Raw genomic sequence first — 22,013 nt, forward strand, 5'->3', positions numbered from 1 at the left:
GTGAGGTCGCAATTGATTTCACTATGAGTAGGGAGCGTTAGTGGCAATGTCAAATGAGAAAAAAGGGGTTTTGGCGGCATTTTTTGCCTATGTCTTTTGGGGTGCCTTTCCTCTCTATTGGAAACTACTTGAACATGTACCAAGCATGGAGATTTTATTATCCCGAGTGATTTGGTCGTTTGTCTTTACTGTACTGGCTGTCATCGTATTTCGAATGCGTAAAGACCTTATCGCGGACTTAAAATATTTATGGTCACATCAAAAGCATTTCTGGCAGCTTGCGGGTGCCTCCTTCGTCATTTCGATGAACTGGTACTTGTATATTTGGGCAGTAACCCATAACCATTTAATTGAGACAAGCTTAGGCTATTATATTAATCCGCTCATATCTGTTATTTTTGGAGTGATTTTCTTTAAAGAATCGTTGAGTCGCGCACAATGGGTAGCGACAGGAATTGCCTTTATGGCTGTTATTATTTTAACGATCAATTATGGCTCTGTACCATGGGTAGCACTATTGATTGCGCTATCTTTTGCGATATACGGCGTATTGAAAAAGAAAATTACACTGGATGCTACGAGAGGATTAGCTATTGAAACATTATTAATCCTACCATTTGCTTTAGGCTATTATGTGTATCTATTTACAACCCATCAAGCTTCGTTTTTACATGTAGACGTAAAAACAGATATCTTGATGATTTTCAGTGGTTTAGTAACAGCTGTGCCACTCATCCTATTTGCAAAAGGTGCACAAAATATTCCATTGTATTTATTGGGCTTTATTCAATATGTTTCACCAACCATTGTATTGATTTTAGGTATCGTACTGTATAAAGAGCCATTTAGTCAGATAGAGCTTTTGGCATTTAGCATCATTTGGGCAGCATTATTACTATTCTCAGGTTCCAAGATTATAGAAACAAGAAAAGCCCATCATAAATCAGTAGACTTGTAGAATTTTCTACAAGTCTTTTTTTGTTAAATGGACAATATGGAGAACGCACCTTTACAATTTAGTCAGCATATAGTAAGATGATGTCAATAATTAGATAACAATGATAAAAATTGAGAGGTGCTTTTTGTGAGTGCGGTAGGTTCTAACTAGGTAAAAATTAAATGAAATAAATGATATGGCGACAGGGGATATATGTCATGAACAGACCCCTTATTTGCTCATGGATTTATTTCAAAACCTATGTAGATACCTACAATACTTTATCAAGCGGTGCATATATGGATGAAACTTCTGGAAATGAGGTTTTATTTGTAGTGCTATGAACACTCGCCTTTTGAAGATAGAGCTGTGGGGGATTCCTCACAGCTTTTTTTAGTTTGTTTAACACTTCATTGCTATCTAATATTGGGTAGGTATCTTCATGAATGATAAATATCAGAATGAGGAGCATATACAAATGAATTTTACTACGCTAGAGAAGTTACAATACCAAGAATTAAAAGATATCGTTAAATCCTATTGTGTAAGTGGATTGGGCAAACAGTTATTAGATAAATTAATGCCAAGCTCAAACTTAGCAGTTGTAAAAACTCGCTTGAATGAAACAACTGAGGCACGGGTAATCGTAGATGCGGAGGGTCATGTCCCATTTTTAGGTGTATCCAATATTGAGCATATCATGACCAAACTGGCAAAAGGGATGATCTTGGACCCCAGTGAGCTCATCAGCATGTCAGACTTTTTACGAGGCTGTCGTAACATTAAAAAATTTATGTTGGATAAGGAATTTTTTGCGCCAGTTCTTTCCTCTTACGCGCATTCGATGGCTGAATTTAAAAGTGTGGAAGAAGAAATTAATTTTGCCATAAAAGCTAATCGTGTTGATTCAGCTGCTAGTCGCGAATTGAAGCGGATTCGTCATCATATCGAAACGACAGAGGAAAAAATAAAAGAACGCTTAACAAAATTCCTGAACAATAGTGCCAATAAAACGTATATACAGGAGTTCTTTATTAGTCAAAAGGATGATCGCTATACGATTCCAATTAAGGCTTCCTATAAAAATCATGTACAGGGGACGATAGTGGAAATCTCCTCAAAGGGTGCAACCGTTTTTATGGAGCCAAGTGTGGTCGCTAAATTAAATGGAGAATTAGCTACTTTAAAGGCTGAAGAGGCGGTGGAGGAGTATCAGATTTTAGCATCTTTATCAGGGCTTTTAATGGATCATCTTCACGCCCTCCACATTAATATGGAGCTGATTAGCCAATATGATATGGTTTTTGCTAAAGCAAAATTTAGTAAACAAATTGGCGGCATGGAGCCACGCCTCAATGATTATGGCTACATCCAAGTAATCAATGGTAGACATCCTTTATTACCAGGGAATGCTGTGCCACTTCAATTTACGATTGGAAAAGATTATAGGAGTCTAATTATTACTGGACCAAACGCAGGCGGGAAAACGGTCGTGTTGAAAACAATGGGCTTATTAACATTGGCGACAATGTCAGGCTTTCATATCGTGGCAGATGAGGGCACTGAATTGGCTATATTTGATCATATCTTTGTCGATATAGGTGACAATCAAAGTATGGAAAATGCGCTAAGTACGTTTTCATCACATATGAAAAATCTCTCCGACATTATGAGATCATCTAATAACCATACACTATTATTGTTTGATGAGATCGGCAGTGGAACAGAGCCGAATGAGGGTGCGGCACTGGCTATCGCGATTTTGGAAGAGTTCTATCAAATGGGCTGTATCACCGTAGCGACAACACATTACGGAGAAATTAAACGATTTTCTGAAATGCATCCAGATTTTATGAATGCGGCTATGCGATTTAATAGTGAAACATTAGAGCCTTTGTATCAGTTAATGATTGGCACGTCTGGAGAGAGTAATGCTCTTTGGATTTCTAAAAAAATGAATGTCCGTGCAGAGGTTTTGCAACGAGCGCAAGATTATATGAATAATAAGGATTATCAGCTGACTCGTGTGCAGGATAGTAAAATTCGTAAGCCGAAAGTAGAGAAAACTGGCAGGGCAGCAATCGTTGAATTTGCCAAGGGGGACCGAGTAAAATTATTGGATCATGATGATGTCGGGCTTGTTTATCAAGAGATGAATCAATTCTATAATGTCACTGTCTACTATAAGGGCCAAATGCTAGAGGTTCATGTGAAACGACTTGCATTAGAGCTACCGGCAACCGAATTATACCCTGAAGGATATGATCTTGAGACCTTATTTGTCGACTATCAAGAACGTAAGCTTCAGCATGATATTGAGCGGGGGTCCAAAAAAGCATTGCGCAAAATTCATAAGCAAATCAAAGAAGATCAGCAAAAGTAAAAACAAGGGATTGCACGAAGTAGTGCAATCCCTTTCATATTAAGATGTAGAATCAATCTGTGCCTTAATCGTCATATAGACTTCTTCGATTTTGCGTTTATAAGGCAAATCAACTAAATCCAGTGAATCGTTGTATGCCATTTTTGCGATGTCATAGGCGGTTGTCAGTTCCCCGAAATGTGCATAGCAAAGGGCCTTATAGGAAAAGCATTCATTTAAGCCTAAAATATCATATGGATGGCTGACGAAAATAGGTGTTGCTTTGAAATGCTCAAACGCAGTCCTTGCCTCTTCATAACGACCGAGTAAATATAAGGACTTTCCTTTTTCTGCATAATAATAGTTTGAATCCAAAATTTCTAAATCATCATGCTTAAGCTCATTAAAGCTCTCAATTTCTATTAGCGCCTGCTCATAGTTAAACATGTAATTATTATAATAATGTGCCCGTAAAATATAGATGAAAGCATCCACTAGTGCGCGTTCGGCAAATGCCCGATATTGCTCCAACTTCATAAACATATGCTCAGCTTGTTCAAAGTCATGGTCAATCATCGCGCAATAAGCACCTATACGATACATATCATCAATTTTATAAAACAGTTGGTTTTTATGAGCATTCGTAATGGTTTCGTTTATTAATTTTTTCCCTTCTTCATGTTCTCCGATGGCAAGCTGTAAAATGCTTGTATAATAAGCCATTAATAAAGCATCACGAGAATCAAACTGATAATCCTCTTGTTCAATCATTTCTTGCGCCTGTAAAATACAGGCATAGGCCAAGTCATATTGACGTTTTTCCGCCAATACGTTCATTTGCAGGATGAATGTTTTGAACCAATGGCTAAGTAAATTAATTTCCTTAAAGATAGTACGGGCTTGCAGGAGGGATGTTTCCCATGAAGCTAATCCCACTTCATACTGTGTGACAGCATATATATACAATAAACGGCCTGCTTCGTAACTATCGGGAAGGCCCTCTACTGATGGCTTTATCAAATCAACAATTTCTTGATGACGAGCTATATCTCCCCATTTTACCTCTGCAAATAAAATTTCGACCTGCTCTAAAAGTGAACGAATGGATGAAGGTGTTACTTCTTCGAGTAATTCACTAGCCTTGACACCTAACCGTTCAGCAATATAGTCAAGGCTCTCCATAGAGGGCTTGGCCTTTTCATTTTCTATTTGACTTAGCATTCCTTTTGTTAGACGATCACCGGCAAGCGCCTCTAATGTTAATTTTTGTTCTTTCCTTAATTTACGAATTCGTGCGCCTAGAGAGTTCACTGCCTCGCCTCCTTTTGTTTAATTATATTAAACTTTTTCTTGCGTGAAAAGGGGGAGCTGTGGTATATTTTGTTTAATGAAATTAAACTTTTTAATTTAGTTAAAAAATGGAGGGGTTTTGAGATGAATGAAGCAGAGAAATTAAAAAAGGCGACCTATCATTTATGGACATTTACAGCGAGTAAAATGATTGCCATGCTAGGGGCGAATGTCATGGCGTTTGGTTTTAGCTTGTATATATTAGCCATGACAGGGTCCGCCATGAGCTTTGCGACCAATATGATTTGTTCTGTGTTACCTCGTGCTCTCGTAGCGCCTTTGGCAGGTTATGTAGCGGATAATTTTTCAAAAAAACGAACGATTTTATTAGCGCAGGCAGGAACCATTTTGACCGTAGGGGGATTACTGATTTATACAGAAACGGTAGGGATGTCAGTTTATGCTATTTACATAGCTACAGTTTTTAATACGATATGTTCCGCATTTTCAGGGGTCACGTTTTCATCTGCAATTGCTACACTTGTTAATCCTGAACGTTTACAGCGCGCGATGTCATTTAATCAATTATCGATGTCGGTGGCTGCCATTGGGGGACCAGTCATTGGCGGTATGATGTATGGATTCTTCAATATTGACGTATTTTTAATGGTAAATATCGTAGCGTATATCATGGCGTTTTGCTTAGAGGCAACAATGGATTTTAAACTCTATAGTACAAGAGGAGAAGATGTAAAGAAGGAAAAAGTGTGGGAAGGGCTTAAAGGCGGCTTCTATTATATCAAACAGCGTAAAGTCATAAAAACAATCATGTGGGTGGCATTATGGATTAATCTATTCTTTTCTGCCATCGCTGTTGGAGGAACGTTTATTATCATTGAATTGCTAAAAGTAAAATCAACGCATTTTGGTTTTATTCAGGCATCAGGTGCAGGGGGTATGCTTATAGCTTCTCTTTATTTCGCGACAAGACCAGAAGTCAAAGCGCCATTACGTTTCTCAAAAATAAGCTTATTACTGTTAGCAGGTAGTCTCGCCTTAGCAATCATTCCATTAGTCACGAATTTTTCCTATATCGCGATTGTTAGTTTTTATCTAATCATTTATTTTATTTTCGCCATTTTCGAAATGGGTATTAATATGCCAATAGGGGTCTATATGCAAAAAAACATCTCAGAAGAATTCCGCGGACGCGTTTTCGGTCTGATGGAAACAATGGCAATGTCCATGATGCCAATTGGTATGGTTGTTTATGGAGTATTATACGATGCTATACCAGCCACGATCATATTGCCTGTTACAAGTGTCATTATCATTATCATTTCACTTGTGATGCTACGTACTTCCATCTTAAAAGAAGCACATCCAGAGTATTATGAAAAAGAAGACATAACAAAAAGTGTGCCTCATTCAACAATATAAATGCATGGCTATGACTGTAGAGTAAAAGCTATCGTGACGCCACGATAGCTTTTGTTTTCTTTCTATAAGAGTACTGCAACCGCCTGAAGTAGCAAATATCAACAGCTTTAATGAGCTTAGCGATCCTCGATGACGATATAAGTGGCTTGAATTGGGCCATGTACACCAACGATTAAAATCATTTCGATATCCGCTGAGTTACTAGGACCTGTAATGAAGTTAATACAAGAAGGAATTTTTTCTCCATTTTTGATTTTTTCACGAAACCACTGTGCTGCTTTTGTCATACGTGGAACAATTGTACTTTTCGGGATTAAAATGATTGATTTTTTAGGTAAGAAGCTAATACTTCTTCCTTGATCCCTACTGCTAAAAAGTACAGCCGTCCCTGATTCAGCAAGTGTCATCTCGCTAATGGTCAAACCAATATTGGCTTTTTCAGCATAGTGAATATTTTCCTCTGGTTGCTGTGAATTCCATTCATAATATTGAATATTACACTGCGGCCATTTTTCTGTCATTAATTTAGATAGTCCGTAATCTAGAAATCGTTCATCCTTAGAAGTAATGACGGATTGTCCGCCATAATGGTCCACAACAGATTGAAGATCTTGAGGAAGCTTGGCACAATTGGAAATCACGATATTCGTATGAATATTGGCGCATTGTTTCATGAAAATCTCTAGTAATTCGTCTCTTGTAGCATCTTTTAATGTACGATTTTGTGGTTGATACTGCCAAGTGGGGCGTTGAAGCGTTGTAATAGGTGAACGCCCTAACTGCTGTGCAATGTTTGCTAAAAAATTCTCTCGATGCAGAATGGTACCAGTCATGATTCCTCATCTCCTTTTGTGCGGTGTTTCATCCAATCTCTGAAACGGTTTTTATTCGGTGCAGGGAAATCTCGTGCTTCAGTCCATGCTTTTAAAGGACCTGGACCTTTAGTAATCGTATGGTCTTTCGTGAATGGAGCCATTGCAGGAGCGGCCATTTTTGTAGCCATTTTATACAAAGTAGGAGAAGATGCCCCTAAGCCAAATGCCTTCATTAATAGCTTTTCGGAAACGGGTGCTTTGCCTTCATTTTCAACAATGACCTGACGATGTCTATGAATAAGCTGATGTAAAGGTATTTTTACAGGGCAAGCATCCGTACAGGCACCACATAGCGTTGAGGCATAGGGGAGCTCTTTAAAATCATCATAGCCTCCTAATAATGGAGAAAGGACCACACCAACAGGGCCCGAATAGATAGAGCCATACGTATGCCCACCTACATGACGATAAACAGGGCAAGCATTGACACAGGCGGCACAGCGAATGCATTGTAAAATAGGCTGAAATTCACCACCAAGAATGGCAGAGCGACCATTATCCACTATGACTAAATGGAATTCTTCAGGCCCATCTGTATCATCCTCGTCTTTAATTCCTGTAAGCGTGGTAATATAGCTTGTCAGCTTTTGACCTACAGCACTACGTGTTAATAAGCTAACAAGAACCTCCATTTCTTCAAAGGTAGGAACAATTCTTTCCATGCCCATAACAGTGACTTGAGTTTTTGGCAGAGCCGTAACTAAATCAGCATTGCCTTCATTGGTGACTAGAGTAATCGATCCACTTTCAGCAATGGCAAAATTACAGCCTGTTATACCGATATCGGCAGTTAAATATTCATCGCGTAGTTTTTCACGCACATAAAGAGCAAGCTCCTCGGGCTTTTCCGATTGATCGTAACCCTGTTTTTCTTTAAACACATCTCGAATTTGCTCTTTGTTTTTATGCAGAGCAGGAGCCACAATATGGGATGGGGGTTCGTGATCTGCAACCTGCAAAATGTATTCACCTAAGTCCGTTTCTATCACTTCACAGCCTAGTTCCTCTAAAGCAGCATTAAGGTTAATTTCCTCGGTTACCATTGATTTTGACTTAACAATTTTAGAGGCATTTTTCTTTTTCGCAATATCTTGAATATAAGCTGTCGCTTCTTGAGCAGTTTGAGCAAAGAAAACATGGCCACCTCTTGTGGCAACATTTTCACTTAATTGGTAAAGGTAATAATCTAGATTTTCTAAAACATGTTTACGTATTTCCTCTCCATGTGAACGCCATTCTTCCCAATCTCCAAGTTCCTGAATTTGTTGTAGATGACGAGTTTGAAAGCGCTCCTGAGCACTAGAAACAGCACTACGCATAAATTGATTGTCAAGCTCATTTGTGACACGGTCCTGAAAGCGTTCATTACTAGTTTTCATGGCCATTAATGTTTCCCCCTCTTATCGGCAATTTAAAACCTCTGCAATATGCATCACTTTAATCGGTTTACCTTGGCGATGAATACGGCCACCGATATTGATTAAACAGCCAGCATCTGCTCCAATTAAATAATCCGCCCCTGTCTCCTCTACATGGTGGACCTTTTCATGTACCATTTCGCCAGAAATATTGCCCATTTTGACAGAGAATGTACCACCAAACCCACAGCACCTATCTTTTCCGGGGAGCTCCACATACTGTAAACCATCGACGTTTTGTAATAACTTTATTGGAGCCTCAGTCACTCCAAGGAGTCGAGTCATATGGCAGGATGTATGGTAAGTAGCTTTGCCCTCTAAATGTGCTCCAACATCCTCCATCTTTAATACATTGACAATAAATTCAGTAAATTCATATGTTTTGGCTGCCAATGCACTTGCTTTTGATTCCCATAGAGGATCTCCCTTAAAAACCTCTGAATATTCCTTAAACATATAAGCACAAGAACCAGAGGGGGAAACAACGTATTCGGCATGCTCGAAGGCAGTGATCATTCTTTTCATCGCACTTTTGGATTCTTTCACATAGCCACTATTATACGCAGGCTGTCCACAGCAAATTTGCTGCTCAGGAAAATCAATTTCACAGCCAAGTCTTTCTAATACTTCCACAACGGCTTTCCCGACATCTCCTTGAAACATATCCACTAGGCAAGTAGCAAAGAGAGTTACTTTCATATGCATCGCTCCTTTTTATAAACAACAGGTCATCAGATGACTTATAGCTATATGTATCATACTACAAATTTTTCTAAGAAAGAAGCTGTTTTGATGGAATTTTCAGAAAAAATAAAACAACCTAGTCGAGAGCTAGGCTGTTTTAAAGTGGATTAGAGTCGGTTGTTTCAAAATACTGTAATAGAACTTTTTCAACATTGCTTAAATGAGAGGTCATCGCCTGTTTAGCCAATTCTTCATTTTGTTGCTGAATAGCAAGGAAGATTTTCATATGTTCTTCATATAGTTGCTCGCTTGTTGTTTTTTTAGAGTACAACCAAATGCGGCGTGTTTCTTTCATCGTATCAATCATTAGACCAGAAACTTGATCTAGAATGGTAGCAAGTAGGGGATTTTGGGAGGCCGTCGCAATCGCCACATGAAATTGATAATCCACTTTTTCACCAAGTTCACCGTCTCCATGGGCTTGTTTCATGTCATCTAAAATTTGGACCATTGCTTGAACATCCTGTTCTGTACGGTTGATGGCGGCACTTGCTGCTGCTCCTACCTCAATGATCTTGCGCACTTCTAATAAACGGGCAATATCAAGTTTATTTGATAACATGGCTGTAGATAATGGAAAATCCAGTCTATTTGGCGGCACACTTTTTACAAAAGTCCCAGAGCCTTGTTTGATTTCAATCAATCCCATTGCCTTTAAGGCAGATAGCGCCTCTCGCACAGCAGAACGGCTAACTTGTAATTGTTCAGCAAGCTGTTCTACTGAGTCCAGTCGATCACCAGGCTTTAAAACACCCGCTCTTATTTTTTCATGCAAAATTTCGGTCACTTCTTCATAGATTTTTTTAGGTTTTATTTTTCTTAATTCCAAGGAGCTACACCTCTTTTTTCAATCAAATGCGCGTTTGTTATGAATAGTATACATGAAGATCAGTGATTCACTCACTAATTAACCATATATGGACTATAAAAAATGGGTGCAGAGCTGATTTAAATGAGATTTACCAACCTATTTGATGGTGTAGAATAATGGCGAATTTTATTGACAGAAAATCAACAGGGGCGCATAATGCAGAAGTAGCTTATTAAGTGTTCTACATGTATGGGAAGAACTTTTCAGAAATCTCATCATTTTGCCATGAAACGTTCACAATCAGGAAGGGCGCAATTTATCATGTTTTTTGGTACGATGGATGCAGTAACTGTAAGGAGCGATCGAAAATATGGGATCAGATATTAACGTATTTTTAGCTTTTGGTGCAGGGTTTTTAAGTTTTATTTCACCATGTACCCTCCCATTGTATCCAGCATTTTTATCGTACATAACTGGTATGACATTAGATGAGCTAAAATCAGAAAAAGGGATGCTACAAAAGCGTGCCATTTTCCACACACTATTCTTTTTACTAGGATTTTCAATTATTTTTATCATAATTGGACTAAGTGCCTCATATGCGGCAGAGTTTTTCCTGAACTATCAAACTTTACTACGTCAGGTTGGTGCCATTTTAATCGTAGTATTTGGTTTAATGATTGTAGGATTACTACAAATTGATTTCCTCATGAAGGATCGAAAGTTTCAATTTAAAAATCGACCATCTGGCTATTTGGGATCCGTTTTAATTGGTATTGCCTTTGCGGCAGGATGGACACCATGTACAGGACCAATTTTAGCTTCTATTATAATGTTGGCTAGTACAAACCCAGGAGCGGGCTTTAGTTATATGTTCGCCTATTATTTAGGGTTCGCAATTCCATTCTTTGTGTTATCGTTCTTTATTTCACGTATGACATGGATTCGCACACACAGCCAAAAAATCGTGAAAATCGGTGGTTATATAATGATTGCCGTGGGTATTTTGTTATTCTTTGATGGATTAACGTATATTACTCGTATATTACAGCCTATTTTCGGTGGATTTACAGGCTTTTAATTTGATACACTAAAGAGGCATACCGTACTTTAACGTGGAGGGAGATGAACATGTGCCTACAGTTTTAGTAGTGGATGATACGCTATTTATGCGTGTTGCAATCAGTAATATGTTTTCAGAATGGGGTTACGAGGTAGTAGGTAAGGCAGCAAATGGTAAAGAAGCTGTGGCTATGTATCGAGAGTTACAACCAGACTTAGTAACAATGGATGTAACGATGCCCGTTATGACTGGTATTGCGGCAGTAAAAAAAATTATCCCAGAGTTTCCAAATGCAAAAATAATTATGGTAACAGCATTAGGCCAACAAAAGTTAATTGTAGAAGCGATTGAAAGTGGGGCAAAAGATTTTATTACCAAGCCTTTTGAGCCAGAAAGATTAAGAGCCGTCGCTGACCAATTACTTGGACAAAATTGCTAATTTGACATTAGAGGAGGATCTTTTATGTTAAGCAATATCCCTTCTCACTATTATGTTATTGGGTCAACCATTATGGCCATTCTTATGGGTAGCTTTGTCATGGTCATACGTATGAGAGCTTCCAAAATTCCAACAAATGAGAAGAAAATTATTATTCCGCCAATCGCGATGTCTTCTGGTGCGCTCATGTTTTTATTTGAACAATTCCGAGTGCCACCCATGCAAATATTAGAAGCAGCCGCTGTAGGAATGGTGTTCTCGACCATATTAATTGCCACTTCCAAATTTGAAGTGAAGGGTCGAGATATTTATTTAAAACGTTCAAAAGCATTCGTTTTTATATTATTTGGTTTATTAATATTCCGAGTAGTGGCCAAAATGATTTTAAGCAACTCCATCGATGTCGGCGAATTAGCAGGCATGTTCTGGATCCTAGCCTTCGCCATGTTAGTACCTTGGCGAATTGCCATGCTGATCCAGTTTAAAAAAATCAAAAAAACGATTCCTCAACTACACTAGTACTCAAACTAGTGTAGTTTTTTTATGCTCTGAGTTAGGAGGTGGGGCAGATTGACTTGTCATGCTTGTGGTGGATTGAATGGTCATAGTGGTGGGTGGAGCGAGGAAAGTGACGGATAGAGCGCCAAATGAGGATGTTCCGATAAATGAGACGGATAAAAACCAGCAAAGTGACGGATAGCATCGCAAAAGTGGTGGCTAGGGCACCAAATGAGGCTATCTCCGCAAAAGAGGCAGATAAAACCAGCGAAGTGGTGGATAGAACTTCAAATGAGGCTAGCCCAACAAAAGTGGCGGATAGAGCCATCATAGGGCCGTAAAACCGCAAATAAGGATGCCACGCTAAAAAAGAAACGAAGAACAACCCCAATCGATCCAAAAAAACGCTGCACAAGTCTATGTGCAGCGTAGCTTACTTTATTCAAATAAATGTTCGTAGGGGGCGATGTCAATTTGCATTTGCTCTAATTTTTTGCGTAAAAATTTGTGATCGCGTTTCGGCGTTGCTTGGATGTAGCCGCGAATAATGAGGTCATTATTTATGGCAGATGCTTTTTCCTCTAAAGCGAGCTCGCCAATTTTCCCTGCAATTTTCTCCTTTGCTACTTGTCTAAAGAGCTCAGGGACAGGGCTTACAAGCTCATAGAGTAACTCTTTTTCAGCTTGTCCCCATAAATGGATTGTTTTATCTAAATAAAATTCCTGCCAATCTAAATCAGACTTTCCATCCTGCTTTGGGAGTGCTTTTAAAAACTTGCGGAACATGAAAAAGCCGCCAATCGCCATCAATGAAATGAGGACAACTACCCAAAATAAAATAAACCATAAAAACCAACCTTGTAACAAATCGTTCACCTCTTTGCCTTCTCTGATTCTATTATAAGAGCTTCCGAAAGAAAATTCATCCTATAATGTCCCTTTTTTAGCAATTCGTCTTTATATAGTGTTTGAAGGGAGGTGAGATGTATGGCGAATGAGAATTTTTTACATGCTACACTGCGACTTAAATATGTGGAAGGCTACAATGAGCAAAATGAGCCAACATTCACTACTAAATCGTATCGTAATATTGCTAAGACACATAGCGTAGAAGATTTAGTAGCTGTCGCACAAGGGATGGCCAGTCTCTCATCACAAGCACTGGCTGGTATTGAAAAGCAAGAGACAAGCGAATTAACTTAAGGGGGATCAGAAGATGGCACAAGTTTTAGAGTTACAATTTGCTACAGTGGATGGTAAAACATCTACGCTGACGATTGATGCACCGAAGCCAGCAATAACCGCAGCTGACATTCAAAAGGTCATGCAAACTATTTTGGCTAAAAATGTATTTTCTGGACAAGCTGGGTCGTTAGCAGCTATCAAAGGTGCACGCATTGTAGACCGACAAGTAACAGAATTCGATGTAGCAACAGAATAATGCAAAAATGGTCTTTGCTAAGAGAACTGCAAAGGCCATTTTTATCTTAGTGAGAGGGGGATAATTAATGGAACAGTGGTTAAGCATGATTTCGGATATTGGTTTTCCGATTTTAGTGTCCTTTTATTTATTACACCGTGTCGAAGTAAAGCTAGATGCGATTCATGAGGCACTTGTTTCCTTAAAATGAAATTAATTTCACAAATATGTACGAAAGCTGTCACCTAGAAGTTCTTGTCAATGCTTACAGCCTAAGTTAGGATGAGGATAGTTAGGTTAGGGAGAGTGTTAACATGAAACATAAACTAATTGGGCTAGTATTGCTTTTAGCCTGTGCGACTGTACTAGGTGCCTGTGGGAATTCCAAATTTAAAGCAGATTATAGTTTGGAAATACCTGATTTTGAACATGTCAATCAGCGTGGAGAGACGGTTTCGCTTGAAAGTTTAAAAGGCAAGCCATGGATCGGTATGTATATTTTCACGAACTGTGTATCGATTTGCCCACCAATGTCCTTGAATATGGCACAAGTCCAAGAAAAGCTTCAGAAAAAAGGGGTAGGGGATTATAATATCGTCGCCTTTTCCGTAGATCCAGATGTTGATACGCCAGAAGTATTAGCCAACTATATTAGTAAATATAATGTGCCAGATGATTCTAAATGGAATCTTCTTACAGGTTATTCACAAAAATATATCGAACAGTTTGCGGTTAAAAATACGAAAATTTTAGTGAAAAACGATCCTAATAGTGATCAAGTTATCCATGGTAATCAATTTTTCCTAGTCGATAAAGATGGAACAATCGTTAAAATGTATAATGGCTTCGCTGAAAATATTGAAGATGTACCAATTGATACAATAGCTTCTGATATTGAAACATATGTTGATGAAAATTTATAATTAGCAACCGTCTCGAACTTTTGAGACGGTTTTTTTATGTCCTTTAAAATCTGGAAAAATAATCTTTTTCTGGTTGGGAATCGTTTATAGTGTAGAAGGAGGGAATGTATATGTCTGATATAGAAAAATTGGAGCAGCTGATGGCTATACATACGGAGAGTTTGTTTCGTATTGCTTATTACTATACAAAGGATTTACAAATAGCAGAGGATATTGTGCAGGATGTTTTTATTAAATTTTATCATCAAAAACAATATGAGGAACGAGGAGAAATGAAGGCATACCTTGCCCGCATGACAATCAATAAATGCAAAGATTATTTAAAAAGCTGGGCCTATCGAAAAATTAAATTTCAACATAAATTTTTAAAGCAAAAAGCCATTTTTGAGGATACACTCATTCTTCAAGATGAACATGCTTTATTAGATGAAGCCATTTTGCGCTTACCAATCAAGCCGCGAGAAGCGATTGTTTATTATTACTTGGAGGAAATGACGATTAAAGAAATTGCTGAACTACTGGCAATCCCAGAGGGTACGGTGAAATCACGTTTGAAGAAGGGGAAGGAACTATTAAAGATAGATTTACAACATATTGAATGGGAGGTACTTTTCCATGGATAATCATACAATGCAGGTGTTACAGGATGTCACGGCACATAAAGAGGCGATTATTCAAAAGGTTCGACAACAAGTTCAGCACGAGTCGTATCCTTCCAAGTCAAAATGGACGAATCGTGCATTCACGATCATGATCACATGCTCTATTTTATTTTTCATTGCTTGGCAAGTAACACAACCAATGGATCAGGTGACGACAGAGGTAGAGGATGAAGGCAAAAAACTTCTATTCACCGATTTATTTCATACAGAAGTAGAAGGAAAAGATACAACGTTCAGTCAGTTTTTTCCGATAGCAAATTATTTAAGTCAGGCAAAAAATATCAAGTACTATGCACCACTTCAAGGCTTCGAGGCTATGCAATCAGTAGCAACTTTGCTGGGAAATGCTGTCCATCTCACTAATTCTGAAAATCTGCCATTTAAACCGAACATTCAGGAAGTATATGCGGTAACATCAAAAATGGATGATGGTAGTCAGCAAACGCAATTCCAATTTAGTTTTAAAGAAAAATCTTACACTGGCGTGGATCTACAATATATTAATTTTACGGTGACAAATGTTGATCGAAATCCCTTAGCAGACTATGTAAAGTCTCAAAATATTGAAGATACTGCGGACATTAAGATCTCCAATGTAGCATTAAATTTTATGAATCCTTTGTTATTTCGGGAGATGACACCAAATCAAGGTTTTCCTTATATTTACTATAATTATGACGCAGCGGATAAGAGAATCTATCAAATGACTACAAGAGCCAACGAATTTTATTCATATTACAATGGCTATGTCTATCATATTGGTTACCAACTAAATGGAGATCCACAAGAAATGCAGGAAAAAATGGCAACCACCATCAGAGAATTTATTCTTGGTAATTAGCTAGTGAACTATAAGATTTTCCATTTATAATAATAAAAAAGAGGGGATGGGGGTTTGCTTATGACGATTGCACAAACGTATTTACAGGTCGTCCAAAAAAGGTTTAAAAATGTGAAAGAGTTAGGGGACGGGGCTCTTGCCCAATTAGAGGGGGCAGAGCTGCACTGGGCGTATAATGAAGAATCCAATAGTATCGCGGTCATTGTTAAACATGTTAGTGGTAATATGATTTCACGCTGGACTGATTTTTTAACGACAGATGGTGAGAAAACGACACGAAATCGAGATGATGAGTTTATCAATAGTCTGAATACAAAAAAAGCTATTCTCGCGGTCTGGGAAGAGGGCTGGCAAGTATTTTTAGGTGCTTTGGCGACTATTACAGAATCCGATTTGGAGGGGCATGTCACAATCAGGGGGGAAAAGCTAGCAGTAATCGATGCGATAGAAAGACAAATGGCTCATTATTCACAGCATATTGGTCAAATTATTTATATCGCGAAGCAAGTAAAGGGATCTGACTGGCAAACGTTAAGTATAGCGAGAGGACAGTCTCAAGTGTTTAACAAGGCTATGCTTGAAAACATCCACGAAAAATAAGAGAGATCGTAGCAATCTTTTAGTTGCTACGATCTTTTTTTATGGCAAATAAAGCTTGTACATTGCAGTCTCCGAATCAATGGCCTGAGCTAGTTCAAATGCTTCCTGCTGATTTTTATGATGAGAGATTATTTCATAGAAAAAGCGAATAAGAAACATAAGGTTCGCGTTACCATCGATATAGTCATCTGGTGCTAAATAGGAATGACAGCCACTTTGCAAAAATGCTGTTGCGAGCTGTTCCCACCCTAATGTACAGCCTGCTGCAATAACCTTTACACCTTGGAGGCGGCTATAAGTTTGTACATCCAATGGACCAAAGTATATACTCTTTGGTTCATTATCTTCATAGACATCCTCCCCTAACTCAGGCAGACAAAACCGTCCTTCATCTCCGTGAAAGTTCAAAATTAGATAATCCATTTTGCCATGAAGATCAACGCCCGATAAGACATCAATCAAATCATTGGGTCTACCAATCAAATGAAGTGTTACCCTTGCACCAAAGGACTCAAGTGCAGCTCGAATGGCCATTGATTCAAAATCACAATTAGGTCCTACTACTAAGTTAACATATAATTCTGGCTTGCTCATTTCACGTTCCACCTCCATCCTTTAGTATAGATGAAACTTATTGGATGAGTAAACCGTATATTACAATAATTACTATATGTGTAAATGTTAAAGGAGTTTTAGCTATGAAACGGGTTGGACATTTATTTACATTACTACTTGGTGTGACGCTTAGCTTCATCACCCTCTTACTATTTTTGGACAATGAGAGGCAAAGAGACGAACTAGTATCTCTACCTTATAGTCAATTTCAAACTATCCAACAGGCATGGTATATGTCTGGAAGTGATGGCAAGGAGCAATATATATATCCATTAAAGCATGTGTTCTACCTTAACCGTTATGAGGTAAAAGAAACAGAACACCTTCAACAAGCTTTACGGTCTAAAAAAGTCCTTATCAGTCGACCAGCCCAACCTACCCCAACAAGCGATTTATATATACGTTTCGATAATGGAAAGGAAATGGCCGTCAAAGTGATGGTGGAGGACGAACAATTATTCCTCATGGATCAAAAAACGATGCAGTATTATCAACTGCCTACAGAAGAAGTGGTAGATTATTTTCGTTTGTTGAATGAAGAAAGCCGAATGCCGTTGTTATTATTTATTATTTATACAATTTTATTTTTTAGTCTAGCTTATATGCTTGCAAAGAAATTAATAGGAGGTAAATCAAACTCTATTCCGACAAAAAAATTAATGAAAGAGAAAGGGAAGCGACTTACTTCTGATTTTCTTCTTCCTGTCATCTTGCCTTTAACCGTCACAATTTCGATGCACATATATGGGGCTCAGCATAGCTTATTATTACTAAGTGTCATGATGCTTACTTCAGGTATTCGAGAATATGTTGAAAAAAGAAAGCTTTTCATGAAAATGGTACTGCTTCTTCCGCTCTTTTCGCTTTATCTCCATGGCTTTCAATGGATTACTTCCTATTTTAACTAGCGAGATAGTGGATATTATTGTCAATAGTTTTCAGGTGGAGTTTTCATTATTGTTAAATTTTAGCGATGTTTTGTGAGGAAAGGTACATATTCTATAGGATAATAGATTTAGGTAGGATATACTCAATGGTGATTACAGTAGAATTGAGGGAATCATATGAGATTAACTGTGGAACGAAAACTACAAATTGCTTTTGGTATAGTGCTAGCCTTCTTATTAATGATTACAGCTATTGCGATGTATTTCTTAACTAATAATAATAAGACACTAGCTGAAATCGAAGACAATACGGAATTAATCCATCTATATCAAGATATCTCGTTCCAAACAGTGCGTGCAAACGCAGCTATTCGAGGATATATATTATATGGTAAGGAAGAAATGTTGAACAATCATCATGAAATTCGCAATACCTTGCATACATCCATTAATCGCCTCCAAGAAATAGGCGCACGCAATCAAGATTTTGAGCAATTTTTACAACAGCTTGATGATTGGGAAAAGGCGATAGATGGACAGATTATTCCGCTTTATAAACGTGGCGCAATAGAACAGGCTCAGCAAGTAGCCTTGCCGATTTTAGGGGATGGATCTTTGAAGCTGGTGGTCTTTGGAAAGACGATGGCTACTGCACAACAGGAAGACATGCTAGCACATATAGAGGCGACCAAGGAAAAAGGGGAAAGAAGTGGTATTGAAATCATGATATTGGCGGCAATTTCTCTCCTCATTAGCATCATTATTGCTACTGTATTTGGTAGAAGAATTGCTAAAAACATCCAACTAACGGTCAGTGAAATGGATACATTCTCAGAGGGGAATTTACACGTTCATCTACAATTCAAAACAAAGGATGAATTTGCACAACTAGCCGAGTCATTCAACAGCATGTCAGAAAAACTTCGTCAAATGATGAAGCAAGTAGGAGATTCCTCTGAGCAAGTAGCAGCGACCTCTGAGCAGCTAACAGCTAGTAGCTTGGAGGTCACACAGGCAACAGAAGTCGTCACTGAATCGATTCAAGATATTGCACAAGGAATTGATGAGCAGGATACTTTAACAGGCGATGTACGAAATTTATCGGCCCATATTTTGAAGAAAATGAATGATATTTCCACTAGCATTCAAAACGTTAATGATGCAACCGTCGAAACAAAAAATATGGCGAGTTTAGGTCGTTCATCTGTCCATGATGCCACGGTACAGATGGATGAAATTTCAGATAACACGAGTGAATTAAATACGCGTGTCCAAGATCTAGATGATAATTCTGCAGCCATTGTAGCAGCTGTGAATGTCATAAAAAGTATTGCGACACAGACCAATTTACTTGCTATCAATGCCTCCATTGAAGCAGCACGAAGCGGTGAACATGGGAAAGGGTTTGCCGTTGTCGCTGAGGAAGTACGCAAACTGGCAGATGAGTCGAGTCTTGCAGCAGTAGAAATTGAAAAAGTAGTAGCACAAATTACTGACAGTACAAGAATAATTGAAGACGATATAGTCAATAGCAATGATTCGGTGCATGTAGGTCGTAATAAGGTCAATGTGGCAAGAGATAATTTTATACAAATTGATGATGCCATTACTGATGTACAAGCACAAACGGAGTTAGTTACCGCTGCTATAAGTACCATCCATCAAGATATTGAACAGCTGGTACAAGAGATTGATTATATAGGTGAAGTATCTATGAAATCTAGCCGTCATGTGCAAAGTGTTGCCGCTTCTTCGGAAGAGCAAAATGCGGCAATGGAGGAAGTAGCGGCAGCTTCCACACATTTAGCGAAAATGGCGATAGATCTACAGGAATCCATACAAACATTTAAATATTAGGTTCATGATAAAGGGGGTGTCTAGTGGTCGAATAGATCATTGGGCAACCTCTTTTTATTTACTCTCCAATCATATCGGCAAGTTCAAAGTCCATTAGAGTTTGGATTAATAGTTGCCATTTTTCTTGTAGTCATGATTAGGAAGATATGGGCTAATAGTTCGTTCTTCCTGACAATTATAGGGATTTGTAGTTATCTGTAAGACTAAATAATAAAAAAATCATAAATATGTTTGAAAAATAATATTTCATCCGATAAAAGATATGGGAGAGATGTAAAACAGATACAGAGTGGGGAACGGTTTTAGCAAATATCAGGCTGACAAGTGATATTTTTCACTTCAAGAAACAAAAGGAGAATAATATATGAAAAAAATATTTAGCAGTTTTAAGGGCAAGCTTTATACGCTATTTGCGCTAGTATTACTAATCCCTGTTATATCTGTAGGTAGTTTATCTTATTTATCAGCTAAAGATTCTATAGAAGAAGAAATCTTATTTAGTGCCAATGAAAGTGTGGGCATTTTAAATAAGCTTATCGATCAAACTATTACTGATAAGATGAATGACATTCAAGTGTTTAGTAGTGAAATAGATGCACAGCAAGTTAAGCAATCACAAGCTTCTTTAGAATCGAAGTTTAAGCAATATGGACAGCTTAATCCAGACGTTTTAAGTATTTATGTTGGAACAAATGATGGTTCGTTTTCTCAGGTACCAAAATTGAATGATGCGGACTATAATCCATTAGATCGAGATTGGTATAAACAAGCGACTGCTTTAAAAGGTGAAACTTTAATTACTAACCCTTATAAGGATGCGGGAACTGGTGATATGGTTGTAACGGTTGCTAAACAGATCAAGGATCGGTCAGGGGTTGTTGCTATTGATATTAAGTTAACAAACCTTCAAAAAATTGCAGATTCCATTCGAATTGGGAAAAATGGTTATCCCTCTATTTTTGGGGAAGACAATCTGGTCATTTCACATCCTACATTAGAAGCGGGTGGCAAGCTAAAAGAAAGTTTCCTCGATAAAATGTACGAAAGCCCCTCTGGTACCTATGAATACGTCTTTAACGGCGATGATCGTATTTTGTTCTATACGACGAATGAAGTAACCAATTGGAAAATCACAGGTACGATCTTTTCCAAGGAAATTGATGAGTCTGCTTCATCCATTTTATCTCATACCATCATAGTTCTGCTTGCAGCTGTCGTTATTAGTTCTATAATCTTCTACTTCGTGATGAAGGCTGTCATTAAACCAATTAAAGCATTAAAAGATAGCGCCGTTACGATCAGTAAAGGTGACCTGACAGAGACTGTTACAATAACTTCGAAGGATGAAATTGGACAATTAGGACAAGCTTTTAACGATATGCAGGAAAGTTTGCGGACGCTTATTCAAAAAATTGAACAAAATGCAGAGGAAGTGGCATCGTCTGCTGAAGAGCTAACAGCTAATGCGAATCAAACAAGTATAGCAACCGAAAAAGTCGCTATTTCTATTCAAGATGTTGCGTCAAGTGCAGATGGTCAGACTATTAGTGCCAATAAAAATGCAGAATCATTACATGAGCTTTCAACAGCCATTCTTCATATTGCTGAAATTTCTTCTGCTGTGACGGACCTTTCACAGCATGCGACATTACAAGCAGATGAGGGCGGACAAGCTGTACAAAATACAAAGGATCAAATGCAGTCTATTCATTTATCTGTTGCTGATTCCAATGCTAAAATTCAAACCTTACATGAGCGTTCACAGCAGATTACATCCATTTTAGATGTCATTACAAGCATTGCAGATCAAACTAATTTACTGGCTTTAAATGCCGCTATTGAAGCAGCGAGAGCAGGGGAGCATGGCAAAGGCTTTGCAGTTGTCGCAGATGAAGTCCGTAAGCTAGCCGAGCAATCACAGGAATCGGCTAAACAAATTTTTGATCTGATACGTGGGATTCAACAAGAAACAGAGCAATCTGTTAGTATTATGGCTAAGGTAACGGAGGATGTTCAAAGTGGTTTACATATTTCTGATGAAGCCATTACGAAATTCCATGTAATTATGGCAAGTATGAATGAAATTACACCGAAAATGGAAGAGGTTTCTTCTGCCTCTGAGCAAATGTCTGCGGGCGTACAAGAGGTAGCTGCGGTGACGGAAGATTTGGCCTTCTCAGCCAAAGGCAATGCTTCTGCTTCTGAAGATGTTGCAGCCTCAACAGAGGAGCAGTTAGCATCAATGGAAGAAATCAACGCCTCGGCACAAGCACTTGCACATATGGCGGATGAATTAAAACAACTAATTAGCCAGTTTAAATATTAAAACAA

Annotated in this window: 24 protein-coding genes; 17 read left to right on the top strand and 7 right to left on the bottom strand. The window is 38.3% G+C overall.

Going from position 1 to position 22,013, the window contains the following annotated elements:
- Positions 1–46 precede the first annotated feature (46 nt).
- Both rarD and MKY88_RS08595 read left to right on the top strand, forming a co-directional pair.
- The gene (gene rarD, locus MKY88_RS08590) at positions 47–958 is read left to right on the top strand and encodes an EamA family transporter RarD (RefSeq protein WP_069480892.1); all 912 of its coding nucleotides are present in this window, start codon (positions 47–49) and stop codon (positions 956–958) included.
- A 457-nt stretch (positions 959–1,415) separates the two neighbouring features.
- Positions 1,416–3,320: an endonuclease MutS2 gene (locus MKY88_RS08595; protein WP_340813420.1), complete on the top strand. Its 1,905-nt coding sequence runs from the start codon at positions 1,416–1,418 to the stop codon at positions 3,318–3,320.
- Positions 3,321–3,359: 39 nt separating this feature from the next.
- On the opposite strand, the gene MKY88_RS08600 is transcribed toward MKY88_RS08595, so the two are convergent.
- Positions 3,360–4,610: a helix-turn-helix domain-containing protein gene (locus MKY88_RS08600; RefSeq protein ID WP_328202075.1), complete on the bottom strand. Its 1,251-nt coding sequence runs from the start codon at positions 4,608–4,610 to the stop codon at positions 3,360–3,362.
- A 123-nt stretch (positions 4,611–4,733) separates the two neighbouring features.
- Here MKY88_RS08600 and MKY88_RS08605 point away from each other — a divergent pair, with 123 nt between their 5' ends.
- Positions 4,734–6,029, top strand: coding sequence for an MFS transporter (locus MKY88_RS08605; protein WP_340813421.1), 1,296 nt, complete (start codon positions 4,734–4,736; stop codon positions 6,027–6,029).
- 116 nt (positions 6,030–6,145) lie between these two features.
- On the opposite strand, the gene MKY88_RS08610 is transcribed toward MKY88_RS08605, so the two are convergent.
- From MKY88_RS08610 to MKY88_RS08625, 4 genes are all read right to left on the bottom strand, one after another.
- Positions 6,146–6,862: a LutC/YkgG family protein gene (locus tag MKY88_RS08610; protein ID WP_340813422.1), complete on the bottom strand. Its 717-nt coding sequence runs from the start codon at positions 6,860–6,862 to the stop codon at positions 6,146–6,148.
- Entirely contained in the window at positions 6,859–8,289 is a 1,431-nt protein-coding gene (locus MKY88_RS08615) for a LutB/LldF family L-lactate oxidation iron-sulfur protein (protein ID WP_340813423.1), read from the bottom strand. Before MKY88_RS08615 ends, MKY88_RS08610 begins: the two co-directional genes overlap by 4 nt.
- Before the next feature lie 15 nt (positions 8,290–8,304).
- Complete coding sequence (locus MKY88_RS08620; protein ID WP_340813424.1) at positions 8,305–9,021, bottom strand: (Fe-S)-binding protein; 717 nt, start codon at positions 9,019–9,021, stop codon at positions 8,305–8,307.
- A gap of 142 nt (positions 9,022–9,163) precedes the next feature.
- Positions 9,164–9,895: a FadR/GntR family transcriptional regulator gene (locus MKY88_RS08625; protein WP_309138009.1), complete on the bottom strand. Its 732-nt coding sequence runs from the start codon at positions 9,893–9,895 to the stop codon at positions 9,164–9,166.
- Positions 9,896–10,247: 352 nt separating this feature from the next.
- Here MKY88_RS08625 and MKY88_RS08630 point away from each other — a divergent pair, with 352 nt between their 5' ends.
- The 4 genes from MKY88_RS08630 (at position 10,248) to MKY88_RS08645 (ending at position 12,218) form a co-directional block, all read left to right on the top strand.
- A complete protein-coding gene (locus tag MKY88_RS08630) occupies positions 10,248–10,958 on the top strand; it encodes a cytochrome c biogenesis CcdA family protein (protein ID WP_008175625.1) in 711 nt (236 codons plus the stop codon).
- 34 nt (positions 10,959–10,992) lie between these two features.
- On the top strand, positions 10,993–11,379 hold the full coding sequence (locus MKY88_RS08635) for a response regulator (protein ID WP_008175626.1): 387 nt from the start codon (positions 10,993–10,995) through the stop codon (positions 11,377–11,379).
- A gap of 24 nt (positions 11,380–11,403) precedes the next feature.
- Positions 11,404–11,898 carry a CcdC family protein gene (locus MKY88_RS08640; protein ID WP_291758425.1) on the top strand — a complete coding sequence of 165 codons (495 nt, stop codon included), beginning with the start codon at positions 11,404–11,406 and terminating at the stop codon, positions 11,896–11,898.
- Positions 11,899–12,044: 146 nt separating this feature from the next.
- Complete coding sequence (locus tag MKY88_RS08645) at positions 12,045–12,218, top strand: hypothetical protein (protein WP_340813426.1); 174 nt, start codon at positions 12,045–12,047, stop codon at positions 12,216–12,218.
- Between the two features lie 97 nt (positions 12,219–12,315).
- Here the strand turns inward: MKY88_RS08645 and MKY88_RS08650 are convergent, their stop codons facing one another.
- Positions 12,316–12,744: a DUF2621 domain-containing protein gene (locus MKY88_RS08650; protein WP_193833627.1), complete on the bottom strand. Its 429-nt coding sequence runs from the start codon at positions 12,742–12,744 to the stop codon at positions 12,316–12,318.
- A gap of 120 nt (positions 12,745–12,864) precedes the next feature.
- On the opposite strand from MKY88_RS08650, the gene MKY88_RS08655 reads away from it, so the two are divergent.
- The 7 genes from MKY88_RS08655 to MKY88_RS08685 all read left to right on the top strand — a co-directional run bounded on the left by MKY88_RS08655 (position 12,865) and on the right by MKY88_RS08685 (position 16,323).
- Positions 12,865–13,080, top strand: coding sequence for a DUF1659 domain-containing protein (locus tag MKY88_RS08655; protein WP_036125071.1), 216 nt, complete (start codon positions 12,865–12,867; stop codon positions 13,078–13,080).
- Between the two features lie 13 nt (positions 13,081–13,093).
- Complete coding sequence (locus MKY88_RS08660; protein WP_069480900.1) at positions 13,094–13,318, top strand: DUF2922 domain-containing protein; 225 nt, start codon at positions 13,094–13,096, stop codon at positions 13,316–13,318.
- 67 nt (positions 13,319–13,385) lie between these two features.
- Positions 13,386–13,508: a YvrJ family protein gene (locus tag MKY88_RS08665; RefSeq protein WP_081791145.1), complete on the top strand. Its 123-nt coding sequence runs from the start codon at positions 13,386–13,388 to the stop codon at positions 13,506–13,508.
- Between the two features lie 103 nt (positions 13,509–13,611).
- Positions 13,612–14,220, top strand: coding sequence for an SCO family protein (locus MKY88_RS08670; RefSeq protein ID WP_328202061.1), 609 nt, complete (start codon positions 13,612–13,614; stop codon positions 14,218–14,220).
- A gap of 110 nt (positions 14,221–14,330) precedes the next feature.
- Positions 14,331–14,843 (top strand): sigma-70 family RNA polymerase sigma factor, encoded by a 513-nt coding sequence (locus tag MKY88_RS08675; RefSeq protein WP_291758431.1) that lies wholly within the window; start codon positions 14,331–14,333, stop codon positions 14,841–14,843.
- Positions 14,836–15,723 (top strand): hypothetical protein, encoded by an 888-nt coding sequence (locus tag MKY88_RS08680; RefSeq protein ID WP_328202057.1) that lies wholly within the window; start codon positions 14,836–14,838, stop codon positions 15,721–15,723. Before MKY88_RS08675 ends, MKY88_RS08680 begins: the two co-directional genes overlap by 8 nt.
- Positions 15,724–15,783: 60 nt before the next feature.
- The gene (locus MKY88_RS08685) at positions 15,784–16,323 is read left to right on the top strand and encodes a DUF1572 family protein (protein ID WP_340813433.1); all 540 of its coding nucleotides are present in this window, start codon (positions 15,784–15,786) and stop codon (positions 16,321–16,323) included.
- Positions 16,324–16,362: 39 nt separating this feature from the next.
- On the opposite strand, the gene MKY88_RS08690 is transcribed toward MKY88_RS08685, so the two are convergent.
- Positions 16,363–16,917, bottom strand: a complete 555-nt coding sequence (locus MKY88_RS08690) for a delta-aminolevulinic acid dehydratase (RefSeq protein WP_340813434.1) — start codon at positions 16,915–16,917, stop codon at positions 16,363–16,365.
- A gap of 104 nt (positions 16,918–17,021) precedes the next feature.
- Between MKY88_RS08690 and MKY88_RS08695 the strand changes: the two genes are divergently transcribed.
- The 3 genes from MKY88_RS08695 to MKY88_RS08705 all read left to right on the top strand — a co-directional run bounded on the left by MKY88_RS08695 (position 17,022) and on the right by MKY88_RS08705 (position 22,008).
- The gene (locus MKY88_RS08695; RefSeq protein WP_291758438.1) at positions 17,022–17,846 is read left to right on the top strand and encodes a hypothetical protein; all 825 of its coding nucleotides are present in this window, start codon (positions 17,022–17,024) and stop codon (positions 17,844–17,846) included.
- Positions 17,847–18,002: 156 nt separating this feature from the next.
- The gene (locus MKY88_RS08700) at positions 18,003–19,682 is read left to right on the top strand and encodes a methyl-accepting chemotaxis protein (RefSeq protein ID WP_340813436.1); all 1,680 of its coding nucleotides are present in this window, start codon (positions 18,003–18,005) and stop codon (positions 19,680–19,682) included.
- Positions 19,683–20,046: 364 nt separating this feature from the next.
- The gene (locus MKY88_RS08705; protein WP_069480908.1) at positions 20,047–22,008 is read left to right on the top strand and encodes a methyl-accepting chemotaxis protein; all 1,962 of its coding nucleotides are present in this window, start codon (positions 20,047–20,049) and stop codon (positions 22,006–22,008) included.
- The last annotated feature ends 5 nt before the right edge of the window (positions 22,009–22,013 follow it).

Origin of the sequence: Lysinibacillus sp. FSL R7-0073, assembly GCF_038009065.1 — a bacterium.
GTDB lineage: Bacteria > Bacillota > Bacilli > Bacillales_A > Planococcaceae > Lysinibacillus > Lysinibacillus fusiformis.